This is a genomic window from Asticcacaulis sp. DW145 (assembly GCF_037101385.1).
GTDB classification, from domain to species: Bacteria; Pseudomonadota; Alphaproteobacteria; order Caulobacterales; family Caulobacteraceae; genus Asticcacaulis; species Asticcacaulis currens.
The window spans coordinates 463,042-487,143 of sequence record NZ_AP029025.1 but is presented as its reverse complement, the minus strand read 5'-3'; the positions used below and the strand labels follow the sequence as shown (position 1 = coordinate 487,143).

Annotated in this window: 22 protein-coding genes and 2 pseudogenes; 8 read left to right on the top strand and 16 right to left on the bottom strand. The window is 55.9% G+C overall.

Annotated elements, in window-relative coordinates:
* Window positions 1-49: 49 nt before the first annotated feature.
* Window positions 50-796: a 16S rRNA (uracil(1498)-N(3))-methyltransferase gene (locus AACH73_RS13420; protein ID WP_338736353.1), complete on the bottom strand. Its 747-nt coding sequence runs from the start codon at window positions 794-796 to the stop codon at window positions 50-52.
* Window positions 797-896: 100 nt separating this feature from the next.
* On the opposite strand from AACH73_RS13420, the gene AACH73_RS13415 reads away from it, so the two are divergent.
* Window positions 897-1,901 carry a calcium/sodium antiporter gene (locus tag AACH73_RS13415; RefSeq protein ID WP_338736271.1) on the top strand — a complete coding sequence of 335 codons (1,005 nt, stop codon included), beginning with the start codon at window positions 897-899 and terminating at the stop codon, window positions 1,899-1,901.
* Here the strand turns inward: AACH73_RS13415 and AACH73_RS13410 are convergent.
* The 14 genes and pseudogenes from AACH73_RS13410 to gspG all read right to left on the bottom strand — a co-directional run bounded on the left by AACH73_RS13410 (window position 1,872) and on the right by gspG (window position 19,832).
* A complete protein-coding gene (locus AACH73_RS13410) occupies window positions 1,872-2,816 on the bottom strand; it encodes an alpha/beta hydrolase (protein WP_338736270.1) in 945 nt (314 codons plus the stop codon). The genes AACH73_RS13415 and AACH73_RS13410 overlap by 30 nt on opposite strands.
* Window positions 2,817-2,889: 73 nt before the next feature.
* Window positions 2,890-4,818: a peptidase M61 gene (locus tag AACH73_RS13405; RefSeq protein WP_338736269.1), complete on the bottom strand. Its 1,929-nt coding sequence runs from the start codon at window positions 4,816-4,818 to the stop codon at window positions 2,890-2,892.
* Window positions 4,819-4,914: 96 nt separating this feature from the next.
* A complete protein-coding gene (locus AACH73_RS13400) occupies window positions 4,915-5,322 on the bottom strand; it encodes an OsmC family protein (RefSeq protein ID WP_338736268.1) in 408 nt (135 codons plus the stop codon).
* 8 nt (window positions 5,323-5,330) lie between these two features.
* Complete coding sequence (locus tag AACH73_RS13395) at window positions 5,331-6,203, bottom strand: pirin family protein (protein ID WP_338736267.1); 873 nt, start codon at window positions 6,201-6,203, stop codon at window positions 5,331-5,333.
* Window positions 6,204-6,657: 454 nt separating this feature from the next.
* Window positions 6,658-8,028 (bottom strand): annotated as a pseudogene (locus AACH73_RS13390) (IS66 family transposase).
* 1,233 nt (window positions 8,029-9,261) lie between these two features.
* Entirely contained in the window at window positions 9,262-11,661 is a 2,400-nt protein-coding gene (locus tag AACH73_RS13385) for an RHS repeat-associated core domain-containing protein (protein ID WP_338736266.1), read from the bottom strand.
* A gap of 23 nt (window positions 11,662-11,684) precedes the next feature.
* Window positions 11,685-13,901 carry a hypothetical protein gene (locus tag AACH73_RS13380; protein ID WP_338736265.1) on the bottom strand — a complete coding sequence of 739 codons (2,217 nt, stop codon included), beginning with the start codon at window positions 13,899-13,901 and terminating at the stop codon, window positions 11,685-11,687.
* A gap of 256 nt (window positions 13,902-14,157) precedes the next feature.
* Window positions 14,158-14,433 carry an RHS repeat domain-containing protein gene (locus tag AACH73_RS13375; RefSeq protein ID WP_338736264.1) on the bottom strand — a complete coding sequence of 92 codons (276 nt, stop codon included), beginning with the start codon at window positions 14,431-14,433 and terminating at the stop codon, window positions 14,158-14,160.
* Window positions 14,434-14,573: 140 nt separating this feature from the next.
* Window positions 14,574-15,770 carry a type II secretion system F family protein gene (locus AACH73_RS13370; RefSeq protein ID WP_338736263.1) on the bottom strand — a complete coding sequence of 399 codons (1,197 nt, stop codon included), beginning with the start codon at window positions 15,768-15,770 and terminating at the stop codon, window positions 14,574-14,576.
* Window positions 15,763-17,460 (bottom strand): GspE/PulE family protein, encoded by a 1,698-nt coding sequence (locus AACH73_RS13365; protein WP_338736262.1) that lies wholly within the window; start codon window positions 17,458-17,460, stop codon window positions 15,763-15,765. Before AACH73_RS13365 ends, AACH73_RS13370 begins: the two co-directional genes overlap by 8 nt.
* Window positions 17,460-18,509: an RHS repeat domain-containing protein gene (locus AACH73_RS13360; RefSeq protein WP_338736261.1), complete on the bottom strand. Its 1,050-nt coding sequence runs from the start codon at window positions 18,507-18,509 to the stop codon at window positions 17,460-17,462. The genes AACH73_RS13365 and AACH73_RS13360 overlap by 1 nt, the downstream gene beginning before the upstream one ends.
* Window positions 18,510-18,624: 115 nt before the next feature.
* Window positions 18,625-19,095 (bottom strand): prepilin peptidase, encoded by a 471-nt coding sequence (locus AACH73_RS13355; RefSeq protein ID WP_338736352.1) that lies wholly within the window; start codon window positions 19,093-19,095, stop codon window positions 18,625-18,627.
* A 3-nt stretch (window positions 19,096-19,098) separates the two neighbouring features.
* Window positions 19,099-19,335: pseudogene (locus AACH73_RS13350) on the bottom strand (prepilin peptidase); the annotation flags it as partial.
* 68 nt (window positions 19,336-19,403) lie between these two features.
* Window positions 19,404-19,832, bottom strand: a complete 429-nt coding sequence (gspG, locus tag AACH73_RS13345; protein WP_338736260.1) for a type II secretion system major pseudopilin GspG — start codon at window positions 19,830-19,832, stop codon at window positions 19,404-19,406.
* A gap of 716 nt (window positions 19,833-20,548) precedes the next feature.
* Here gspG and AACH73_RS13340 point away from each other — a divergent pair.
* From AACH73_RS13340 to AACH73_RS13310, 7 genes are all read left to right on the top strand, one after another.
* Window positions 20,549-20,776 (top strand): RHS repeat domain-containing protein, encoded by a 228-nt coding sequence (locus tag AACH73_RS13340; RefSeq protein ID WP_338736259.1) that lies wholly within the window; start codon window positions 20,549-20,551, stop codon window positions 20,774-20,776.
* A 140-nt stretch (window positions 20,777-20,916) separates the two neighbouring features.
* Window positions 20,917-21,855 carry a tail fiber domain-containing protein gene (locus tag AACH73_RS13335; RefSeq protein WP_338736258.1) on the top strand — a complete coding sequence of 313 codons (939 nt, stop codon included), beginning with the start codon at window positions 20,917-20,919 and terminating at the stop codon, window positions 21,853-21,855.
* Window positions 21,852-22,229 (top strand): hypothetical protein, encoded by a 378-nt coding sequence (locus AACH73_RS13330; protein WP_338736257.1) that lies wholly within the window; start codon window positions 21,852-21,854, stop codon window positions 22,227-22,229. The genes AACH73_RS13335 and AACH73_RS13330 overlap by 4 nt, the downstream gene beginning before the upstream one ends.
* A gap of 3 nt (window positions 22,230-22,232) precedes the next feature.
* Window positions 22,233-22,478: an RHS repeat domain-containing protein gene (locus AACH73_RS13325; protein WP_338736256.1), complete on the top strand. Its 246-nt coding sequence runs from the start codon at window positions 22,233-22,235 to the stop codon at window positions 22,476-22,478.
* 130 nt (window positions 22,479-22,608) lie between these two features.
* Entirely contained in the window at window positions 22,609-22,947 is a 339-nt protein-coding gene (locus AACH73_RS13320; protein ID WP_338736255.1) for a hypothetical protein, read from the top strand.
* 24 nt (window positions 22,948-22,971) lie between these two features.
* The gene (locus AACH73_RS13315; RefSeq protein WP_338736254.1) at window positions 22,972-23,286 is read left to right on the top strand and encodes a hypothetical protein; all 315 of its coding nucleotides are present in this window, start codon (window positions 22,972-22,974) and stop codon (window positions 23,284-23,286) included.
* A gap of 44 nt (window positions 23,287-23,330) precedes the next feature.
* The gene (locus AACH73_RS13310; protein ID WP_338736253.1) at window positions 23,331-23,714 is read left to right on the top strand and encodes a hypothetical protein; all 384 of its coding nucleotides are present in this window, start codon (window positions 23,331-23,333) and stop codon (window positions 23,712-23,714) included.
* A gap of 45 nt (window positions 23,715-23,759) precedes the next feature.
* Here AACH73_RS13310 and AACH73_RS13305 read toward each other — a convergent pair whose 3' ends face one another.
* Window positions 23,760-24,095 (bottom strand): hypothetical protein, encoded by a 336-nt coding sequence (locus AACH73_RS13305; protein WP_338736252.1) that lies wholly within the window; start codon window positions 24,093-24,095, stop codon window positions 23,760-23,762.
* Window positions 24,096-24,102 lie beyond the last annotated feature (7 nt).

Here is a 24,102-nt window from a genome sequence, read left to right as displayed (position 1 = left end):
ACGGGTATATGGGCGTAAGGGCCCAGCGGCACAAGCGAATAACTCTAAACTATTTCCAATCACCCTTTACGGCCTGATACAGGGTCAGGGCGGAAATGGCCGCCGTGTCGGCGCGCAGGATGCGTGGCCCCAGATTGACGGCCACCGCGTTCGGCAGGGCACTCAGGGTCTGGCGCTCGACCGCATCGAACCCGCCTTCCGGGCCGATCAGGATGGACACCGCCCCTTCGCCCAGCCCGCTCAGTGCTTCCAGCATGGGCGGGATGGTACGTTCCCCCGTCTCGTGGGTGGAATCTTCGTCGCCATAGATCAGGATTTCCGCTGCGGTTTTCAGATAGGCCTCCAGTTTGACGGGGGCCAGAACCTGCGGTACGTCGAGGCGCTCGGTCTGCTCCGCCGCCTCCTGCGCGATCAGTTGCAGCCGCGCGACATTGGTGTGGTCGGCATTGGTGCGGCGCGTGATCAACAGTTGAATTTCGCCCGCGCCCAGCTCGGTCGCTTTCTCGATGATGGCTTCCAAGCGCGCACGTTTTACCAGTGCAATCAACAGCTTTGGGGCGTTGCCTGCGGCCGGTTGCGCGCGCGTCTGCACGATAAGTTCGACATGGACGTGCTTTTTGCTGACGCTCTGCAAACGGCCACGCCATTCGCCATCGCGGCCATTGAAGACGCTGATCTCATCGCCCTCCCCCAGCCGCATCACGGCGGCGACATAGCGCGCCTGATCGGGATTGAGCGGGAAGATCAGCCCGTCGGCAAAGGGCGGCGTGGTTTCGGCGATAAACAGTCGGATCATGAGGCTGTCATACTGCCTCACGCCTCTGCCGCCAAGCGACGAATAGTCTTGTCCTTCGGCATCCCTCAGGGCAGGATGGTTAATGACCGGGGGTGCGGACATGGATGCCATTATCAATTTTATCGCCGCCTATATCGACGCCGCCTGGCTCGATTACGTGCTGATCATCGGCGGGCTGGGCCTGCTGTTTGTCGGGGGCGAGAGCCTGATCCGGGGTGCGGTGGCCCTTGCGCTGAACCTGCGACTGTCGCGTCTGGTGATCGGCCTCACCGTGGTCGGCGTGGGCACGTCGGCCCCGGAACTGATGGTGTCGGTGCAGTCGGCGCTCAAAGGCTCGCCTGATCTGGCTGTGGGCAATGTGGTCGGCTCCAATATCGCCAATATCTTGCTGATCATGGGCATTGGCGCCCTGCTGTCGCCAATGGTGGCGAGGGGTCTGAGCCTGAAGCGGGACGCCCTGATCATGTGCGCCGTCACGGCGGGCCTTTTGTGGCTGGGTTTGCAGGGCGTGGTGACGCGGGATCACGGTTGGATCATGCTGGGCATATTCGCCGTCTATCTGATGGGTGTCTATGTCTGGGAAAAGGTCCTGACAGGTAAGGATACGGCTCCGGCCGGGGAACCCGACAGCGAACGTCAGGGGTCACCCCTTGTGGCCCTGATCTGGGTAGCGGTGGGCTTGCTAATGCTGGTCAGCGGGGCCGACGCGCTGGTGCGCGGGGCCGAAAACGTCGCCCGCGGGTTCGGCATTTCGGAGGCCGTGATCGGCCTGACTCTGGTGGCGGTCGGCACGTCCCTGCCCGAACTGACCGTGACGATTATCGCCGCCTTCCGCCGTCAGGGCGAGGTCAGCCTCGGTAATCTGATCGGCAGCAACATCTTTAATATACTGGGCATTTTAGGGGTGACGGCCTGCATTGCCCCCTTGCGCATAGCGCCTCAGATGGCACAGATAGACATGCCGGTCGCCTTGGGCGTCGCCGCTCTGGTCCTGCTGATCATCCTGTTCGCTCAAAAGGTCGGGCGGCTGAGCGGCCTTCTGTTCCTCGGCCTCTATGCCGCCTATATGGCGTGGCTATTTGTGGGCCCCCAGAGCCTGCCCTAAACGCGCCGCGATAAAGGCGTCGATGGCGTCGGTATAGGGACCGGGCACGCCGACCATCTTGTTGATTTCGCCGTGGCTCTTGTCTTCCTTCTGCACCGGGGCAGGCTTGCCCAGTTGCCGCAGAGCCCGGCTGAAGGTGTCGGCCTGATCGCAGGGCCGGTCCTTGCGCTGGGTCGAACAGACCATCATCATGGGTACAGCCTGCGGCGTCAGACGCTCCAGCGGCGAGGCCTGCGCCCAACGCTTCGGATCGCTGCCAAAGGCGTTGGTATAGAGCGGCAGCACGCGCTTTTGCGTCATCGTGGCCCGCAGGTCGAGCGTCGCCGAGTCCAGCACCACCGTCCCGGCCCACAGTCGCCCGCCCTTTGCCGTCACCACCGACGGGTCGGCTGAGGTCAGGGCCACCAGTTGCGCCCCGGCGCTGTGCCCCATCAGGATCAGGCGCGAGACATCCCCGCCCCAGTTGGCAGCGTTTTTCTGAACATAGGCCAATGCTGCCGCCACGTCCTCGGCCTGCGCATAGGCATCCGCCTGCGGCAACAGGCGGTAGTTGACGCTGACGACGATATAGCCCTGGGGCAGCCAGTGCTTGACCTTGTTTTCGACCACGCCGCTATTGGCCTTGTCGCCGGTCCGCCAGCCGCCGCCATGCACCATGACGATCATCGGCGCATTGCGGGCATTGACCGGACTGTAAACATCCATGGCCTGTAAGGGGTCGGACCCATAGCTGACGGTCTGTCGGGTGGTGCCGGGCAGGACGGCCGTATAGGCGCGCGCGCCCTCTTCCGGCGTCTCACCGTCCTGAAGCCGCTCCATATAGCGCGCTTTTAAGCGCTCGCGTAGCGGCCCCTGCGCTGAGGCAGGGACGGAGGCGGCCATCAGAAGACACAGCAGGACAGGCGTCAGGCGCATAGGAAATCTCCGCAAGGTACAGTCTGTGATACGCACCACGGTTTTTTCACCCTGCGCCGACGCGCGCCGAACCTTATTTTTTCTCGGCCAGAATATCGTCGAGATAGGCCTTCTTGCCGTCGATGCGCTCAAGGCGCGGATAGCGCAGACCGCCCTTATAGTCGATTGTCACCGTCTTATAGGTCTTGCCCCGCTTGATCAGCAGCTCGAGCGGCTTGCCGTCCGGCTTCGCCGCGTCGGCAATGGCGGTCTTAAGCCCGTCGCCCTCATAGGCGGTGCCGTTGACCGCGACCACGCTCATCCCCTGCCCCAGTCCGGCTTTAAAGGCCGGGCTGTCCCAGAAGACGCTGCTGATGTCACCCGTGGCGGTCAGCGACAGGCCCAGCGAATAGCTGAGGTCCACGCCCTTGCCTTTCTTTTCGCGCGCCTTGAACCAGTCGGTCGGGGTGTCGCTATAGGTCAGCTTGTACCCCCCGCGCTCCAGCCCGTCGAGGAAGGTGCCCTTTGAGGTCTCATTCACGCGCGTCTTGAGGAAGGTGTCCCAGTCATAGGCGTAAACGCTGTTGAGCGCCGCCACCACGTCCTTGAACTCATAGGTTTCCGGCGTCCACGAGCCATCCTTGATGCCGAAGAACAGGCCGGCGAAATCGTCCAGCGACTTCTTGTTATTGGTCTTTTCACGGATCAGCGTATCGGCGTCGAGCCAGATCAGAAGACCGACATTGTAATAGTCTTCGTTGCGCTGCTGGCTCAGCCAGTTCTTGGGCTGACGCGCCGACAGGATCGGATCATTGGTGGTATCGAGCACCGGACGCCATTGCGAACCGGAGAAGTTGTCGTACTGCGCGGCGATCAGCGCAATGGCCTGTTTGGCCTGCTCCGGCGTGTAGAGACCCGAGCGCGCCGACAGGACATAGCCCCAGAACTGCGTCTGCCCCTCATAGACCCACAGCAGGCTGTTACGCATGGGGGTGTGGAAGTCGGGATTGTAGAGGTCGGCACCGCGGCGGAACTTGCCGTCCCAGGAATGGGTATATTCGTGCGCCAGAAGATCGCGCCCGACATAGTTGGTCTTCCACTCGGTGAAATAGGTGGAGTCGTGGCCATTTTCGGATGAGCGGTGGTGCTCAAGCCCGATATCGCCCAGCTCTTCCGACAGGTGAACGAGGAAGTCGTAATGGTCGTAGTGCTGCGATTTGAAGACCTTGACCGCCTGCGCCACCATCTTCCTGTGAATGGCAATCTGCTCATCGGTGGCGGCCAGATCGCCCGGCTTGTCGGCAAAGACGTGCATACGTACCGGCACCTTGGGATCGGCGCTGAGGTCGAAGGTTTTGCTGAACTTACCCGCAAACATCGGCGAGTCGATAAAGTGCTCATAAGGCAGCGGCTTGAAGGTCACGGTGCCGTCGGCATTCTTCGACGCCACATCGAGCGCCGCCGCATAGTCCCAGCCTTCGGGCAGTTTCAGCGTCAGCTCGACCGGCACGCGCTTCACCGCATAGCCTGCCGGATACATGGACAGGTTTTCCCATTGCAGGTTGGCCATGACGTCGGTGACCACCACACGGCCGGCGGCCGTGGTCATGGGGGTCAGGAAGTCGAACTCCGCCACCACTTCTTTGGCACCGGCGGGCACGTCGATATGAAAGGCTGTCACTTCAACGGGATCGCGCAGCCAGCTCAGGTTCTGACCACCCGCCGAAAAGCGCACATTGGCGATCTTGTCGGCCTGCGGTCGCGGGGCGTGCTTGCCGGGCAGCCAGCGCGGCATGATCAGGGTGAAGGGACCGGACTTGGCCACCGGAATAACCTGACGCACGCGCATGACGCGCTGCTGCGTGTCAGTGGCATCGACATAGACCTTCAGCGTGCCGGGATAATCGACCTGCGCCGACACCGGCAAGGGGGGCGGCAGAGGGGCCGTGACCTGAGCCGACACCGGAACCGAAAACAGGGCCGCCGCCACAACCGCCGCGCTGACCATCATGCCTTTTTTCATTGACGCTATCCTATGACTGTTTGCGGAACATTAGAGAGGCCTGTCCCGCCCTGTAAAGTCATAATTGTTTCAAACGAAAGCGACGGAAACGCTTGATTACGCCGTAAAGGTCTCGATAAACGCCCCACCCGTCAGGGTTTTGTGCACCGGGCATTTGGCAGCGATGTCGTGCAGTCTTTGCCGCTGCTCGTCGCTGAGCTGGTCACCGATAATCGTCACCGACTTGCGGAAGATATCGGCCTTGCCCGACGCGTGACCGGCGACCTTTTCGTGGGTCAGGTCCACGCGAACCTCCTGCAAGGGCCAGCCTTTTTGTTTGGCGTACCAGCGCACGGTCATGGCCGTGCATTCGCCCAGCGCCGCCGTCAGATAGTCATAGGGCGACGGCGCGAGGTTCAGCCCCCCTTGCGATTCAGGTTCGTCGCCGCTCAGGCGATGGCCGCTGACCTCGATAGCCACGCTGAAATCGGAGATATGAGTCTCCTCGACTCGTGCAGAGATCATATCTGACATCATTCGACCGGCAGCGGGATGAATTCGATCTCGTCGCCCGGCACCTTGGGGAAGCGCCCGTCGCGCCAGTCGGCCTTGGCCTGCTCGATGCGTTCCTTGCGCGACGAGACGAAATTCCAGTAGATGTGGCGCTCGGTAAAGGGCTCGCCGCCGATCAGGGCCAGTTGCGCCTCAGCGTCGGTCGTGACGCTGACCGTCGCACCGGCGTTGAGAACGACCATGTGCGAGGCTTCGACCGGCGTGCCATTGACAGCCGCGCGGCCTGACACGACGTAGAGCGCCCGCTCAGCCACATGATCCGGCAGGACCAGCGCCTGCCCGGCGCTCAGGCGCGCCTCCAGATACAGCGTCTCGGCATAGGTCTTGACCGGAGACGTGACGCCATAGGCCGACCCCATCATCACGCGCACCGGCACACCTTCGACCGTCAGTGCCGGTATCTCTTCGGCGTCATAGTGGAAGAAGGCGGCGTCGATCTCTTCGTCGGCCTCCGGCAGGGCGTGCCACAGTTGCAGCCCGTGCAGTTGCCGCGTGGTGTCGATCCCTTCAAGCGGCTCGCGTTCGGAATGGACAATGCCCCTGCCCGCCACCATCAGATTGATGGCCCCCGGTGTGATGACCTGATCCGAGCCCAGCGAGTCGCGGTGGTGGATATGACCGTCAAACAGATAGGTGACGGTGGCCAGGTTGATATGTGGGTGCGGCCGGACATTGGTGCCCTTGCCCGGCTCAAACACCGCCGGCCCCATATGATCGAAAAATATCCACGGCCCGACCATGCGGTGTTTGGCGAACGGCAGGATGCGCTTGACGGTAAAGCCGCCCAGATCCTTTTCGCGCGGCGGGATAAGAAGTGCGATGGCGTCGGTCATGAAGGCCCCCGATGGCTGATTTGCCGCAAGGCTTACGCTCTTTCCCCGCACGGGTCATGCGAAAATTTTACGGCGGGCCGGGCTCTGTCAGGCGGGATGAGGATTGGTAGGCGCGGAGGTTTTGGCAATAACAAAAGGAATTAGGAGGTTAGACACACATTCGATAATCGTGCCAAGACAGGTAATTCAACGACTTCCTTAACAGTGTGTCTACCTCGCCAGTCGACAAGTGACCTGATGGGGTGGACGACTTCCGCTCCAGGCACCTAGGTGCCACTCTTTGGCTGTAGAAGGTCGCAAAATTGGGAGCCGTCCACCCCGTCACGTCACCAACCGCCGGAGCGAACTCTAACTGGATTAATTCCAGGGGGCAACGTCGCGGCCGTTTCGCACGCGTGAGAGACATAAAAAAAAGATGTGCAGACGTAATTGCTCACGTGGTTGGCGTGCGAGACTACGCGACGGCGAAGTTTCCGTCGACGAGGACGCGGATCGCGGCGTAAGGCATCAGACCGCGTAGGCGTGCAGTGCCTGTCATTTAGCGATATCCCGCGTGTATGTCGGCGCCCCATTGTGAGCGGAAGCCGTTTGTCACTTTTCGGAAGACGCCCGACGGTCTGATCTCTCGCTCGGAGACATTGTTGGTGGGGGGCACCCTGGGATCGGTCATGAAGACGAAGAACTTGGTCCGCCACGCCTTAATTTGCTTTCTCAGATAGGCCCCGGCCGGATGGGCCGTTGGAATGGCAAGGATTTTATCGAGTTTGTCGTCTGCCTTGGCTGCATAGGCGCGATGGGTTCCATCTTTCAGGTCCCCGCTACGATGTCCAACGCGGATACACCATCGCAGATGGTCGCGGATTTTCGGGGCGAAGACCGTGTCGCCGCAGTCGATGGCATATTGTACGTCGCGAAGAACGTGGGCCAGACAGACCTGGTGATTTTTGGCTAGTTCCTGCTGACCGGCATAGCGGTCGCTGATCCAAACGTCCGGATAATGGCCCGCCATCACTTCTTGCGGAACGGACTTGGCTCGGCTCGGCGCGATCTTATGAAGGACCGCCTTGTCCGAGGTGAAGCTCCATTGCCATTGGGTGATACCGCTGACGCGCGTCGTGGTTTCGTCGGACGCGACGACGCGGGCGGTTCGCAGTTGAGCGGCAATGGCCTCGCAAGCCGTTGCCATCTTGCCTTCAAGGTCATTGAAGATATTGGTCAACCCGCCTTCGGATATCTTCAGGCCGAACAGTTCTCCCATGACGCGCGACAGCCGCTCAAAACTGAAATGGTGAGAATGGTGCAAATAGGTGACCAGTGAACGGATTCCATGACCAAACGGTGAGCCGGTGGGCATCGAGGCGGGCGGGGCAGCACGGAAACGCCGACCGCATCGGCAACGCCCGCCCATGAGTTCGACCCGCGTAACCACGGGGCGTATCGGCGGCAGGTCTATATGATCGTAGCGACACCGAATGTGCTGGGAAAGCTGTGACACATCGGCATGGCAGTGGCGACACTCAGAAGCATACACGCGCTCTGTCCGATCAGGATCGTCGGCCAGCCGGCGCGAAACGCCCGGACGCGACGGGCGTGGCTTCTTAGCCCCGCCACCCGGCCGGTTCGCCTTACCAGGGCCGTCGCTCGATGGCGGCTGATGCGAGTTCTTCGAAGTCTTCCGCGCCTTGCCGCCGCGCCCCTCAAGGTCATTCAGCCGCCGGACCAATTCCTCGATCATAGCCCCTTGCTGGCGCAGCAGATCAGCTTGCTCTGCAATCAGCGCGTCTTTTTCTTTATCCGAAAGAGGACGAAGCGGAGGACGAATCATGACCCCATGGATTCAGAACCCGATTCATCGCGCAACCCCAAATCTGCCAACCACGTGAGCAATTACGACCAAACTGCACCGTCAGGCCTTCGACCGCCTGCGCCGTGCCTATGTCGAGGCCCGATACTCTGCCGACTACACCGTCACCGATGAAGAACTCGACTGGCTCACCGAGCGCGTAAAGCTCTTGCAGGACACCGTCGCCGCCGTCGCCACAGAGCGCTTAAATCCCGCAAACCTCACAAATTAGCCATACAGTACAACGGGATACCGGGTTCGCGCCTCACCACATGCAGCGCGCACCTCTTGCGCAACTCGCATAACCATCTGTAAAATATAGACTATCGCACAGAACCAAGCCCCAGAGCCTCTCCGCCTTTTATCCTGCCTGCGCACGAACGGTATCCAAACACCGAACACGTCCCCGTCGCTATCGAAGGATCGAAGGCAGTATTTAAGCGGTTGGAGGCTCCAATGGCTCCATCGCAAAGCCTTATAAACAAAGGCTTTGACGCCCACATGGCACCATAAAAAAGGGCCGAAATCTCCAGATTCCGGCCTTTTCTCACACCCCGGAGGCACAAAAAACGATGTGCAGACAGATACTTAGCCCTCACCTAGAGGCATTGCTTTTATCTTGCGAACAGAGAACAATATAGGAGATATCTGGTCGCAGTAACTTCTCGCTATATTGCACCAAAGTGCAGAATCTTGCCTCTCAAACTCGGTATTGGTTCATCCCCACTGTAAATATTTACCAAACGCTCAATTTCAGAAGACAAAAAGCATTCAAAGCTCTTCCAACTGTGCAAGATATTACCGTCATCTGGTCCCGCAAATACGCTGACTTCGCCGAAAGAATTGCATCCAAGTGGTAGAATTATCTCCCCATACACGTAGCCACCTATTACAAAGTCGTCCACATTCAGATAGGGAGGCCTCTCCACTATATTCCCATACCTGAGGGAAATTGGCTGACCTAGGCCGGAGGACGATCTAACATTTTGAACCAAATGGCCATTTATGTGCAATAGCCTTCCAAATAACCGCGCACCATTTGCTTGTTGAAGGAAACCAAGGAAGGAACTTGGTACTGCCCTCCCATAATAGGCACCCAAATCCTCGAGATCGACCAAGTCTAACGCTGGATAAAATCTGTGAAAATAGGCCTGAGGTGCAACACTCGGAGTGTGCAATATCCGACACCCTCCATCTAAATATTCCGGAGAAGATTTAGCATGTTCTGACAGACGGGTGACATTTTCGCTGAGATTCATTTTGTACGTCTTCCAGAGTTTTCCAATTTCCATAGTCAGGATCGAGCAACGCTGACCAAGGGTCCAATTTATCGAGCGCTTGAAGACCGTAAAACGCTCCCGCTGCAATGCCCATGATAGCTTTGTTATCAATTATTCGAGAAACAAAACGACCGCCAGCACTTCGATCTAATAATTCTCCGCTAGTGGTGCCTCTATATCCGCCGGTCATGGCATGTTTTGCTTCATGCTCTGCTTTCGTCAAGAACTCAATATTATTCGGATTACCAGCCATCGATGGATAGTTAGCTTTGTCATTTATGTGGTGTCCGTCGAAGCCTTTGACGCGCCCAGTCTTCAAAAGTTCTGAAATTTGACTATCCGTCCAGTTCCTCGTGCCTGCACCTGTTTCGCGAACCAGACGCTGCTCCTCCCTCCACGCTTGACGCACCCCGGCTCTACCGACGTTTTCCAATTCTTGCCTCGCCGTCCTCAATGCAATTCGCTCAGCAATTTCTTTGAAAGGCTTCAATACACCGAGGCCCGTAGGATCTGTCCCATTAATTGGATCCCCGCCTACATACGCATACAGGTTGAGATCATCTTTTGATCCGATGGGGTCAGTTTGTAAAAAGCGTCCTTGGATGGGGTCGTAGACGCGGGCTTTGTAGTAGTAAAGTTGAGCCTCTGGCAGCACCGTCTGACCCGTATAGCGGAAACGGCTCCCTGCGAAGCTGGTCTGGTTCAGCGCGTTCTTCGGCTCGCCATAGGGTCCGTACTTGTAGACGTCGGTGACGGCACCACTGCCATTGGCCAGAGCAAAAATAGAGCCTTGGTAGTTGGCGTAAAGGTAGCTCGTATTTGACGACGTGACATCCGCGCCATTGACCTCGGCCCACGGATCGTCAGTTCCGATGCCGTGCAGATAGCGCTTCTGCATCTGGCCTGCGCCATTATACTCCGCAATCAGCTTCACGCCATCATAAAGGAAGGTGGTCGTCGCGCCATTGACCGTGTAGCTCGCCAGACGCCCTTCCGGGTCATAGGTCATCTGAAGGTTCTGGCCATTGCCCGTGAGGGTCAGCATACGATTATAGAGGTCGTAGGTCATCTGACGCGACCCATCATTGGTCATATTGCCACGCGCATCATAACCGTTTGTCAGAGCGGCGATGCCCGTGTCGCGGTTCAGACCGTCATAGGTGCGGTTATCCGTCGCCGTCTGGGTCTCGCGGTAATCATATTGTGCGGTATTACCGGCGGTAAGGTTCGTAATCTGGGAGGCGGGATTGTAGGTAAACCCCCATTGCACGTTACGTGTCGAATCGGGGAAGGCATGATGCATCCCGGTCAATCGTCCAATGCCATCATAGTAGAAGGCGGACGACGTGTTATTCCATCGACCACGCCCCTCTAGAAGGCCGCGGTTGTTATATGCCCAATTAGTAGCGACACCGCTGCCGCTGATATCGGTATAGGTCAGACGGTTGAGTGCATCATAGGCGTAGTACTGGTTCTTGTTATCAGGGAACACCATGCCATTGCGCGCCGAAGCCTGATTGTACCCGTAGCTCAGAGTACGACCGTTCATATCGGCAGACCATTGCAGGCGGCCCAGACCGTCATAGGCATAGGTCACGCCAAGGCCATCAAAGCCATCAAACCGCTTCTTGGTAACCTTCCCCGTCAGATCATAGGTCGTATAGATCGGACGGATTAGAGTGCCGCCGTCGTGCCATTCGGTGATGGAGCGGTTGAGATTGTCGTAGGTGTTACGAACAACATTTCCATCCCGCCGCCGCCAATACGTACGGTTGCCATTGGCATCGTACTGATAGGTTTCATAGTCCGCCGTCGAGGCGACACCGGCTGTGGCCAGAGCATTGGCCTGCGTGGACGGGTTCCAGCCAGATGGACGGGTAGTGGACGGATAGTTGAGCGCCGACAGACGGTCAAAGCCGTCATAGGTCAGCTTCGTCCGATTGCCATTGGCATCAATGGAGTCCGTGACCTTACCATTCGGAGAGTAGGCAAAGGTCGAATAGACCCGTTCAGTCGGCGTTCCTACTGCCTGGCGGACCTGCACGACCTGCCCAGCCGCATCGTAAACCGTCTTCGTAATTCGGTCAGGACCATAGGCGCCTTGCGTCCCAAGACCACAAGCCGCGTTCGCCCCTGTCGGTAGGCTGCCATACGTGTCTGGATTCATTCGAACCGCTGTGCACTCTGGCCTCCCCACCGCGTCATAGGATACTTGTGTCACCGAAACCACGGTTTCAGCCTGCACCGCTCCCGTCCCGGCTAGCCCCAACACCGCCATAGCGGCGGCAAGCCATTTACGCCCCAACGCGCGGCGCTCCGCCTTGAACTCGCCCATTTTCCCGGCCCCCTTCGCAACCATCACGGCACCACAACTTCGGTTTTGATGAGTTGAGCCGCCCCGTCGTAGGTCATCCGCTTGGCCGACGACCAAACAAAGTCTGAGCCGTCTGTATTGTTCCCTGTTCCGACTTCGGTGCGGATCTCAAGACTATCCGCATCATAGTAATGCTTCACGATCTGGCGCTTGAGCGGGCCAGCCCCATCAGGATCGGGACCAATCTCGAATACCTTGCGACGCAGAACGTCCCACGTCGTGTAACTCCGGTCATCGACGTCGGTCCGTGGGCCGTCCACAGACGTCACATTGCCTACGTAATCGTAGGTATAGCTCGTCGTCGCTGAAACTGAGTTATCCCCCGACCGCACCGTCTCCGACGTCATTAGCAGGTTGTTGTGGTTATAGGCATATTCCTTCACCTGCTCGTCTGCCGTCCCCACACAGGATGCTGGATTGGCCGCCGTCGCCGTCTTGCAGGTGGACACCTTGGTCAACTTGTGGATCGGACCTTCAGCGTTCACCAGATTGCCGTTGGCGTCCTTAATCTTCGCATATAGCGGGGTGTAGGTGTAGCGTGTCTGAGGCCGGACACCGTTCGCATCCGCAGGGCCGGTCTCCGTCAACACACCCCCATGCGTTGCATCGTACGTGTAATCCGTCTGCGCACCCTTAGGGTCGATTATTCGGAGAGGCTTGTCACAATATCTAAAATTACTCGAATCACACGAGGCGGAGTATGTGTATTCTACATAAATCGGATTCTGGTTGCTGCCCGATATTGGAACGGATATAATTTTTTTTACATTTCCACGAGCGTCATACTTGTATTCGGTATATCCTCCAACCAACGTATTTCCATTATAACTTGCGCCTGGGGGAATCACTCTATGGATTTTATAATAGAAGTACCCATCCTGACTTGAATTATTAATATAATAGTCATATTTAGTTTTTCTGCCGAGTTGATCTTCAGTTGAATAAACAAGGCGCCCATCCAAACTATACGTAATTCGCCTATCTATATTTCCATCCGGGCCCCGCCTATGAGCTTCGGACCACGCCTCCCATTCCGCGGCGCCGTCCATGTCATTATTAAGGCAACAAAGACCTAAATATTTCCATGTAACGCCTCTGAATGTTAAATCTCTGACACTATTACCGAAAACGTTATTGGGATTAGCTACTACGTATTTCTCAACTCCAGCCGGGCTCCGAATCACGCCCGTCGGATGATCCGGATGCTTTGTTGTTAAAATAACTAACTGCCCACCCAAATGGTTGGTGTTAACCACTCTTTCCGCAACATTGCCCGGACTCATGACTATGTTTTCTTGAGCTCTCTGCCAAACAAAATCAGATGAATTGCAATCCGTTACATATTGATTGCAATACACTTGTGAAGCGTTTATAATTTTTAAATCTCTTTTGAAGCTGTATTCTCCATCTTTATATCTACTCACAAGTATTACCCATCCAGCCGAACTTCTTACTGACTTCAGATTTGTACATGTTTTTTGACATAAATTATTCGGAATAGTTTTATTTTCATAAGTTATGTCAATTATCTCTCCGTCGGGCTTTAATACCTTAATTAGCACACCAGTGCCGATCTGTGAAAACTGGGTATTAGGCGTCAACTCGTTGTCCCTCTGCCTTGACTGATCGAATACAAGACGCACTCCGCTCTTGTGGGTGTAGGTACATAAACCGGCACTCGAACCGAGATCAGCGCTACAACTCAATCGGCCTTCTTGCCCCCGGCCCTCATAACCCAAACTCATAGCTTGCATAACATCACTCAGCCCGTAGCCATTTATAAAGACTAAATTCTGCTCCCCTCTAAATTCCAGCGATCCTGAGTATTGATCGTTGCTATCTACCCGTATAATTGGAATATAAACCGCACCTTCTTCGCCCTTATAAATATCCACAAACCCCAAATCAGGATAAGAATTTAATATATTGTATGTAGTGTTAATCCTTAAACCACTGTCCTCATTTCCGATGGAAAGAATGTGCCCCGGGTATGTTATTTTGTGGCCATTCATATCAACGCCATTTTCATCCACACTCTCTAATCTTGGCGGCAACGGCAAAGTAATTGATTGAGCAAAAGCACTTGAATTTATAAAAAATAACAAAAGTACGATTTTTGTGATACGCATAATCATATAATGTTTCCACTGGAAATAATGTCGATATGAATCCATGCTCATAAATAAATTTATATTATTCATAAAGCTCGCCCTTTCTTTAAAAAGATGCCGATTTATTAGGTCGAAATAAATACAGATTACTTTTCGGTACCGTTATACAAATAATTATAGCATAGCAGCAATATAGTTTGGAGCTGCAACAGCGGACCACGTCCGTTTTGAAGCGGCCGCAAAGCAAGTTTGAAAATTTGGACATCCTGCAGACCTGGAATATGTTGCAATCATCAGAAAATCTCTGTAACTAAGTCGATAATATCATTAGTTATTATTATTGTATTCATAAAACCCACGACCGTTCGTAAACAAACAGATTGCCATCCGTCTGGACATACAGGCGATAACGCCCACCGTTCGAGACCATGCCCTGCCCACGTAAGAGCACCTGCCCGGCGTACAACACATCCGCAGAACGTGCAGGCCAGGATATCTGCATCTTCTTGATGCGATTGCCCGCAGAGCCGTATGTGTACCCGGTCTGCGTACCATTGGTCTGTGTTGACAGCACCAGACGCCCCAGCGCGTCATAGGCATAGTCGGTTCCTGACCGCGCCATACACGGCGAAGACAAAAGACTGCCAAGCAACCAGAGAGTGTGGATTGTGCGCCTCAAATCATCTCCCCAAAGCCGATTTACCTCAGGAGGTAACCACGCTAACAACACCTTTGGCAAGAGCCAATTTCTACCTTCAGGTGCTAAGCGCCCAACACACCACCTATGTGAGTGAGGGCCGTTAACACCCCGCCCATGAGCGCGCCGATCATGAGGCCGAGGCCGAGGATAAGTGCCGGGCCTAAAATCTTTGACAGCCTGGATATTCTCGATAGCGCCTCTGCCTCACTTCGTTCACCAGCACGCACGAGCATGGGCCCTAACTGACCCGATGTCTCTCCGACCTCGCAAAGCTTAAGGATAGACGTCGGAAACCCCTCAACGTGTGACAGGGCTTCACTTAGCCGCCGACCTTGCCGAACGGCCTGCAGAACCGCGTCGATCCGCTGGCGCGCGCTCTCGGAACCCACGCTGCGTTGCGCAAGTCGAATAGCGTCTGTAACGGGCGCCCCACCTGACAAGGTATCCCCCAACCCGCGCGCAAAACCGCCATAGACGAGTCCGCGCACGATGGTCCCCATTGGGCCGCCTAACCACCACAGATCGAGCACGCGCTTGAAATTGCCATAGCGGTAAGCCAGATAAGTCCCAACAACCGTTAGCGCCATGCCGCCCAGAAGATACGCCCAGCCCCATTGCAGGCCCTGACTGAGCCAAAGGATCACCTGGAAATACACAGGGATGGACTGGCCTGTTTCATCCAGCAAGGGCGCGATCGCCGGCACAACAACGAGCAGGATCACTGCAAGAGCCGCAATCGCTGTGACGAAGACGAAAGCGGGATAGCTCAATGCCTCAAAGAGCTGTTGTCTAATCAGACGTCTGGCCGCTAACACCTTTGCGGCGGCCTCCAGGCCCGATGGCAAGTCCCCCCTCGCCTCACCCGCCGCAATCAAAGCCCCCAGATGGCTCTGACCCGCGGGAAACAAGGGGGTAAGCGCCGCTTCGATCGTCGATCCGCTCAATATCTTGCCGGCGGCAGCCTTCAACCCCTTCCCCTCGTCATCCAAAATACCCAAAGCTGTGCGTATATCAGCACCCGCCCGCAGCAAGACGCTGAGGTTGGTAAGCAGCGCCTCAAGGTCGAGCGGTCGATGCCGGGAAAGGAAGGGCAGCTTAAGAGGTGGCGACGAGGATCCTGTTTGGGCGTTGAGCCTTAAAGGCTGAAGCTGCTGAGCGCGTAGTTTGGCAAACGCATCCGCCTCATCTCGCGCGTCGATCGCGCCTTTTTCCACGCGCCCTGTCGGCCCCATCGCTTGGTATGTGTAACGGCTAGTCATCTGTGACCGTCAGTACGTCTTCGAGGGTCGTTTCACCCTGACAGATCAGGTCGAACCCTTCATCTGCCATGGTGCGCAGTGACACTGTGCGGCCATGCGCTTTCAACAGGTCTAGATTTGCGCCTTCCCCAACGAGTGCCAGGAACGGATCATCCGCCCAGATACCTTCAGCCAAAACCAGTCGCCCATTATAGCCCTGCCCGCGACACCGAGGACATCCGACCGGACGGAATATTCGTGCAGGCGCTTGGTGTCCGAGCCGCTCGGCATAAGCGATTAGGGCTTCAGAGGGTTTGTCTTCGACCTTACAGGCTGAACACAGACGACGGACCAGACGCTGTGCCATCACGCCTTTCAGCGATGCCGCCAGTTGATAGGGTTCAACCCCCATATCGTTGAGCCGGGGCGCCACGGCAAGCGCGGTATTGGCGTGCACGGAGGCCAGGACCAGGTGCCCCGTCATAGCGGCCTGAACCGCCACAGCCGCCGTTTCCGCATCGCGTATTTCGCCAACGAGAATGACATCCGGATCGTGACGAAGGAAGGCGCGCAAGCAGGCAGCAAAAGTCAGACCGATATGGCTTTGTACTTGGGTCTGTGAGACGTGTTCAAAATGTCGTTCGACGGGATCTTCGACGCTCAGTATCTTTTTACCCGAGCCCTTGAAGGCCGCCAGAAGGGCATAAAGCGTCGTTGTCTTGCCGGACCCCGTAGGACCGGTGACCAGAAACAGTCCATGCGGCGTTCGTACGGCGCGTTCAAGGAGCGCCATGACATTCGCTGGCAAGGCCAGCGAGGTAATATCCTGAGGGGCCTGGGCCCGGTCAAGAAGACGTAAAACCGCGGCTTCTCCGAATACGGTGGGTGCGGTTGCCACCCGAACATCGATCGCACGCCCACCGTTGACCAAGGAGGCGCGACCATCCTGAGGCAGGCGCCGCTCTCCTACATTCAGGTTTGAGAGCACCTTGATGCGTGAGACAACGGGTGCGGAAAGGTCGCTCGAAGCCGTCATCAGATCGCTGAGGTGACCGTCGATGCGCAGGCGGACCAACAGATCATGGCGGTGAGGTTCAAAATGGATGTCCGACGCCCCGCGGTCCACTGCAGCTGCGAAGGCCGTATTCACGAGTTCCACCGCCTGACCCTCGACGCTCGCATCCTCCACGAGCGCCAGATCACGCTCAATGCGCCGCTCATCAAACTCTGCAACGGGAGGTTCGGCGCGAAGATCAAAGGCTGTACGCCAATCCATCATACGCGCAATCAGGAAACGTAACTCGCGTCCGGTCGCGAAGCTTAAGCCCGCGCGCATCTCGGCATCAAACGGGTCACAGACGGCGCACACAAGCGCGTCCTCTTCAATGCGGAGGGGAACCACCCTCACTTTACGCAAAAACTCCGGCCCCAGTCCGAGCGTCTCTGGTTCGATCTGAGCCGCGTCAATTAGAGGCTCCCAGACAGGATAACGGGTTACGGCGGAGTATGCGTCGGCAAGATCATCGTCTGACAACTGGCCAAGTTGATTTAAGACAAGTTCAATCGGCTGTGACGAGCGCCGTGCCACGGCTTCTGCTCTCGACACCGCTTCCGGGCTCAGCCGACCCGACGCCAGAAGGTGGTCGATGACGTCATCGCGCTGAAAGGTCGCAAACGCTTCAGTTTCCGAAAAATCCCAGCTGTCGTTCATTATTTCAGGCCAATCTTGTCGACGCGGGCGTGAGACCAACCCATATAATAAGTCCTGAATTCAAAAAGATGCCCGCTACGCTCCGGGCCCACTACGAATGGCAGACCGAAGTACTCGTACGTCCACGCCGAAGGAAATGCGCTGCGAAAGAGCGTAACTTCCCGAATAACTTCACTTGTCGTTGCATCGTACACATCAAGCCGCACGATGCCGCGATTATCTGCCGTCGTGTTATCGAGCAGTATCCGCCAGACCGCCATCCGCGAGCCGACAGCGACGTTTACATAGGGTCCGAACACCATGTGCTCTGGCGGCGAATTGACGCTTGCCGCCCACCCGTCGCCTTCGGCAAACCCCGTATGATGCGGAAGATTTTCGGCCTCCCAGGATTGAGACCAACCGGCAGCCAGATCTTGACCACTTTGAGCGTCGCTGCTGACGCCAACGCGGTCAACCCGTATATGGGCGCCGTAGAGATATAGGGTTGTCAATTCAATCTGATGTCCGACACGGCTCGCATCCATCGAAAATGGAAGATAAAAATGCTGATACTGCCATGAGCCGGTGAACTCCTTTCGACGAACGACCCGTGTCGCTAAAACCTGAAGAGCGGTAAAATCATACACTTCAAGTTTTACTACGGTAGCATCATCGGCCGTGTTATTGTCGATTAGCATTCGCCATACCCCCACGCGGTCGCCAGGCGGAACGCTGGGACTGTAAGGTCCAAACGTCATGTAATCAGAAGCTGTACTAACGTTTGCTGCCCACCCATCATCTTCGGCGAACCCCACGCGATGAGGTAGCGCTTCTGCTTCCCAGCTTTGCATGAACTTGCCCAGCGCTAGGGTCGTCCTGGATGTCCTATTACCCGCTGAGTCATAACTATAGCTGGCATAACTGCCATCGCCCTGCCCCACCGTGGTTAGCCGCCCCAGAGCATCGTAGCTGTAGACCGATCCGCTCTGCGCGAACGCCGGAGACACAAATATCCAAAAAACGATAAAACCTAATGCCTTACGAACTCCAGCTAAGTTCAGAGCTTTCATTCGCCCCCCCTTTTGATTGCTTGATCTCTAAATCCCACACCGGGCCAGGCTAGCCACGCATTTAACTCTAGGTTTCGAAGGCGACACGGTCATGTTTGTCTTATTAACGCTACGGCTAAAGGCGAATGCCGACCTCAAAAAGCCCCCCCACAAAAAAACTGGCCAACCCCAAAAACGGCCCAAACGGTATTCGCCCTTTATGGCTCCTTACAACAATAAATAGCAAGGCACCCAAACTGGCCAGACAAAATGCATAGGCCACAGTCGGTCCAAGCCAGATCGCTAACACCGACATCAGTTTGACATCTCCGTCCCCCAGGGCCGTTACACCAGAGCGTCTTTGCAAGATAAACTGCAAACATTTGAGGACCAGGTAAACACTAGCCGCCCATAAGAGTGCGATCAAAGCATCACCTCTCAGGACCGACAATGAAGCTGCGCAGACGAGGACAGAGAACACCAAAGCGTTAGGCAATCTGAACGTCTTGATATCAATCACACCGAGCGCAAGTAATAAAAAACCTAACAAAGCCACGAGCACGGCTTGAGGAGCCGGCAAAAGAGACATCGGCAGGGCAAGCCCCACACCTCCTGAAACCTCTCCCCAAAAATGCACGGGGTCGATTGCGGATTTACAGGTCCGACAGCGACCACGCTGGATTAAAAAAGAAACCAATGGAACGGTCTCATGCCATCCCAAGGGCGTGCAACAGCGATCGCATACGGATCGTCCGAATCCGTTATGCTCACCGCGCGTTGAGCGAATGGCTGTATTCGTAACAAACGACCCCAGCACGAGACCCACCGCGACGCCAAGCACCCCCATAAGTGGCGACGGCATATCCGGGACAAACGAGAATGACGAGGCAGGTGGCATAGAGGAGATGATCTTCGTCAGCGAACCGAGCCAACAATATCCTGATCAACACCTTTGCCCCCGGTTTTCCCGTCGGCTCCCAATGAGGTAACCTTTGCCTCCCCTTCCGCGCTGACGTAATAGAGGAGCGGACGGCCCCAAGGATCATTGAGGGACTTCTTGTCTTTGAGATAGGGGCCAAGCCAGGCCCCTTCGGCAGGCGCCGAGACGAGCACGGCCAGGCCTTCGGTCTGCGTCGGATACTGCCCCATGTCTTCGCGGTAGTTTTCCAACGCCGCTGTCGTCGTGTCGATCTGAAGCGCGGCTGTCTTGGCACGCGAGCGAGACAACTGGCCAAGCAACGAGGGTGTCAGGACCGCTGCAATAAGCGAGATGATAAGAATAACCACCAGCATCTCAGTGAGTGTGTAACCGGCCTCTGATCGCCACCTTTGTCGTTCGTTCATTTTCATCTGCGCACCGCAAAGTAAGCCAGGGATTCCACCGTGCCCCCGCCTACATCGCAGGTACCCGTGCCCACCGCATCAATCGGAAAATTACCGGAAAATGCGACCAGAAGGCCCGATAGCATAGCTTGGCCAGCGGGAGTAGTCGCATCAAACTCAAAGGTCACAGACGTTGTACCCGCACATGCGGGCAAACCGACGCGTGCGGTATCCAGATAAACCGCCACGATCCCGGCACGATTAGGAATAATGTGGGTAATTCTTACTCCGGTAGCAGCACTCGCCTCAGCGGACGCTAATCCCGATATCCAGAGCAGAGATGCAGAAAGAAATGCGGCAACAGGTTTATTTAGGCCAGCAGTGTTTGGTTTGACGCAAGGCGTCCGACTTACGCTCTTTAAATGTGCCCCCACACTGCGATCTCCAAGATGTTTTCGCTCGGCACGGTTACCCGAAGCTCCACAGATCTTCTGACACGCATTGGAGAGGCGTGCGAAACAATTGGCGCCACATATGGTGGTCATCAGAGCCTTTAGGCATAACCAAAGGTTTGGATTGCGTTTCGTCATATTCTCCCCCGCGTATTGCGCTTCTGTAAGTTCAAACCTTTTGACGCCACTCTCATCGCGCGATCAACCCCTGAAAGAAAAAATCTTTGACAAGCGCGAATGTAGGCCTGAAATAAGAGCAGGCTTAAGCCACAAGGAGGGGATGATATGCTGATAGGGGTCGCGGGTTTCGCGGCTGCGCTTACGCTTGCAAGCGCCGCCAGTCAGACAAGCTACGCGTATGATGCCTTGGGGCGCGTCACCAGGGTTGAATACGCAAACGGGACTTTAATCGAATATCAATACGATGCGGCGGGGAATCGAATTGCCAAAACCGTAACCGCGGCTCCGGCGGCCACTTGGGGACAGTTCACGTGGGGGGCCGCTTCATGGTGAGTATAGCCTTTAGAGTCGTACTCGCGGCCAGCCTGCTGTGGCCAATTGCAATGGCGGCGCCCGTCTTTGCGCAGCAATGCACGAACACCCAGTACCCTCATCCGCTTCAAAACGGCCAGGTCGCAGACGCGGGCCAGGTCATGGCCGATCTGAACTGTGCCCCCATCATTGGCTTGGCCAACTGGTCTGGATTCGTGGGGATAGGCACAACATCGCCACAACAGAAGCTGTGGGTGCATAACGGTGATATTTGGATGACAGATGTCAACTTTGCATCCAGTGACAAAAAACTCGGCTTCTCTACAGACGGAACGTTAGACAGCACACCAAATGTGGCATTTGGGGCCACCCGAAACGACGCCTATATCGCCAACTGGAGTGGCTCCGGATATAACCGCAATTTGGTCGTGGTCGGTGCTACCGGAAATGTGGGCATAGGCACAACGACGCCCCCACAGAAACTTTGGGTCGAAGGTGGCGACATTTGGGTTTCAGCCCCGGATTGGGCGACGAGTGACCGAAAGCTCGGCTTCTCAACCGATGGGTCCTCGGACGACACACCCAACGTTGCCTTTGGGGCAACTAAAAACGATGCCTATATCGCGAACTGGAGTGGCTCTGGCTATACGCGTAACTTCGTAGTCATGGGGGCAACTGGAAACGTTGGCATAGGCACCACGTCACCTTCTGCCAAACTCTACGTCAATGGAGCCGCCGTTTTTACGCAAGGCTACAGCACAAGTTCTGACGCCCGGCTCAAGCAGCAGGTGGCCCCGCTTCAAAACGCGACCGCCCTTTTAAGTCAGATACAAGGCGTTACCTACTACTGGCGCCCCGCAGAAACGCGTGAAATTGGCAAGAATTTAGACCTTCCGACCGGAAAACGACAAATCGGTTTCATTGCGCAAGATCTTCAAAAAGTTCTCCCGGAAGCCGTTTCGGCCTCTCCCGAGGATGGAAGCCTGAGCGTCAGGGAAACCAGCCTCATTCCATTGCTTGTCGAAGCCGTGAAGTCGCAGCAAAAACAAATAGAGGACCTGAAATCCCAGGTCGCAGAACTCAGGGCAAAGGTTCGATGAGTAGGTTTTCAATAACGCAGCACAGGAAATCGATTTTCTGCCACCAGGCGTTCCGTTACCTGAGGCTCGCCCTGGCTATCGCATTATTTGCAAATTCAGCTACCGCCGCCACCAACACGCCCGTCGGGAGAATTACCGAGTTGCACGGCGGATGGTACGAGCCCAATTTACGTATTTTCCTGGATATACCGCAGGTTAATCCTGACAATTGCTCTAACCCGTCAGGCTATATCATTCCCGCCAATCTGGTGGCAAATGCGCAGCTGACATCCCTTGCTCTCACCGCTTACAGCCTGAAACACCGGGTAAGTCTGGTGGTCGAAGGGTGCATCTACGACACACCTCGCGTCATCGCTGTCCATATAAAGGAGTAATGCATGTTGACCACGGCCCTATCACTTTCTTCATCCTTTCTGATTGCGTTATCCGCAAGTCAGACCGCGTTCGTTTATGACGCCTTGGGGCGGGTCACCAAGGTGACCTATGACAACGGTACCGTCGTCGAGTATCAGTATGACGCTGCTGGAAACCGCACCCAAAAAACGGTGACGGGGTCGCCGAGCAGCGGTGTGAGGGTAGTTGTGGTCCCTCTGAACGGCTTTACCGTTATTCCGGTACCGTAGCTATGACTCAAGGCAGTGCGCTGGATCGTTCCGTTTCGGACACGTTTAGATCATGCGGAAGCCGTTCTTTTTTGAGTGGCAAGGATCCAGAGCGTCTTTAATGCCATGCTTATTGCGAAGGGAGACAAGAATGAAGACTGTAAATGCAATTCGACTCTCCGGCGTCCTTGTCCTGATGGCCAGTGTTGTCAACGCAACGCCAGATGACACGCCACGGACCAAGATTAAAATTGTTGAAGTGGGATGGAGCGACCCAAACATTCGCCTTTTCGTTGAAGGCAATGTCTATAATCCAGATGGATGTTCCAATCCTAACAGCTATATCATTGACGCAAGCCTACCGTCCCGAGACGCGATGTTGAGCCTCGCATTGACGGCCTACAGCTTGAATCAGGACGTAAACTTCATCGTGGATGGTTGCAGTTTCGGTTCACCGCGCATCATTACGATGCGCATTCGAAAAGACTAAAAAGATTAACTAAGGAGCAAGCCGGTGCGTTTCTTCAAGTTGATAGCAGGCTGCCTTGGGTTGAGCCTGGGTTTTATGTCAAGCCACGCCCACGCGGTCACGGAGTGTCAGGGCACCGTCACCCAGATCTGGGCGGGCGATAATGGACATATTTGGATTACCTTGAGCAGCGGAGGGGCTGCAGTCATTTCTCCGAACGATATAAACCGGGAAGCCATATTGTCGCTGGCGACAACCGCGCTGGTTTCAAAACTTAGCGTGAGGGTTCGCTATCAGGCGGACAACGTCAGTTGTAATAGCATACGGTATGATGTTGCGGGAATGTATCTGCTGGGGTGAGAGATGGGAGGCGGATTTGGGCCTCGTTGCAAAAGGGTTCGGGAATGAAATGGGTTCGGATACTGGCAGCAACGGCAACGTGGATTGGCGTTTTCCTTCTGCCTTCCGTTGGAGTAGCTGCAACAGTCACCGTTCCGCAGATCCACTCGGTTATGACAGGAAATTCCAGCAGCGGTTATGATCAGGTCTGGATCCGCGCCTCGGGCAATCCGCCTGGCGTTCCAGCTGAATGCCTCTATCAGGGGTGGGCACTTTTTTATATCCCCGATGACCAGATCATCAATCGAGACCGCGCAATGAGCCTGTTTCTCTCGGCCAAACTGACGAACCGTCCGGTGACCATGGTCGTTGAAGTTGTCAACACCGAGTCCGATTTCTGGGGCTTCGGGATTACCCGGTGTAAAATTCACCGCATTGTCATGGATTAGGTGCAGGCGGTTAACGAAAAATCATCTTCGAAAATAGTGCCGGACTTAGATGATTTGGAATACGGTTACGCTACAAGTGGCGTCATCGACCCCGAGATTGATTGCCCGCCCGCCCGCCATAGCCGTCAATACCGCCGAATAGATCGCCAGAACGTTATCACGTTTTTCGGAGGGATCCGCACCTGAACCATACCACTTGAGAAACTGACCTGCGGCGCAGGCTCCGGCTGCTTTGTCTATCTTAAACGCAACGAAGCTTGGCATGTATGTCGGTTCGACAAGAGTGATCCTGGCGTTATTTACCGACTGCGACACCGCATAAGCTGGCGCGCTTTGCGCAAACAGAGCGGCCACAGCAAAGACGAACCTTGAGTATTTCATTGTCAAT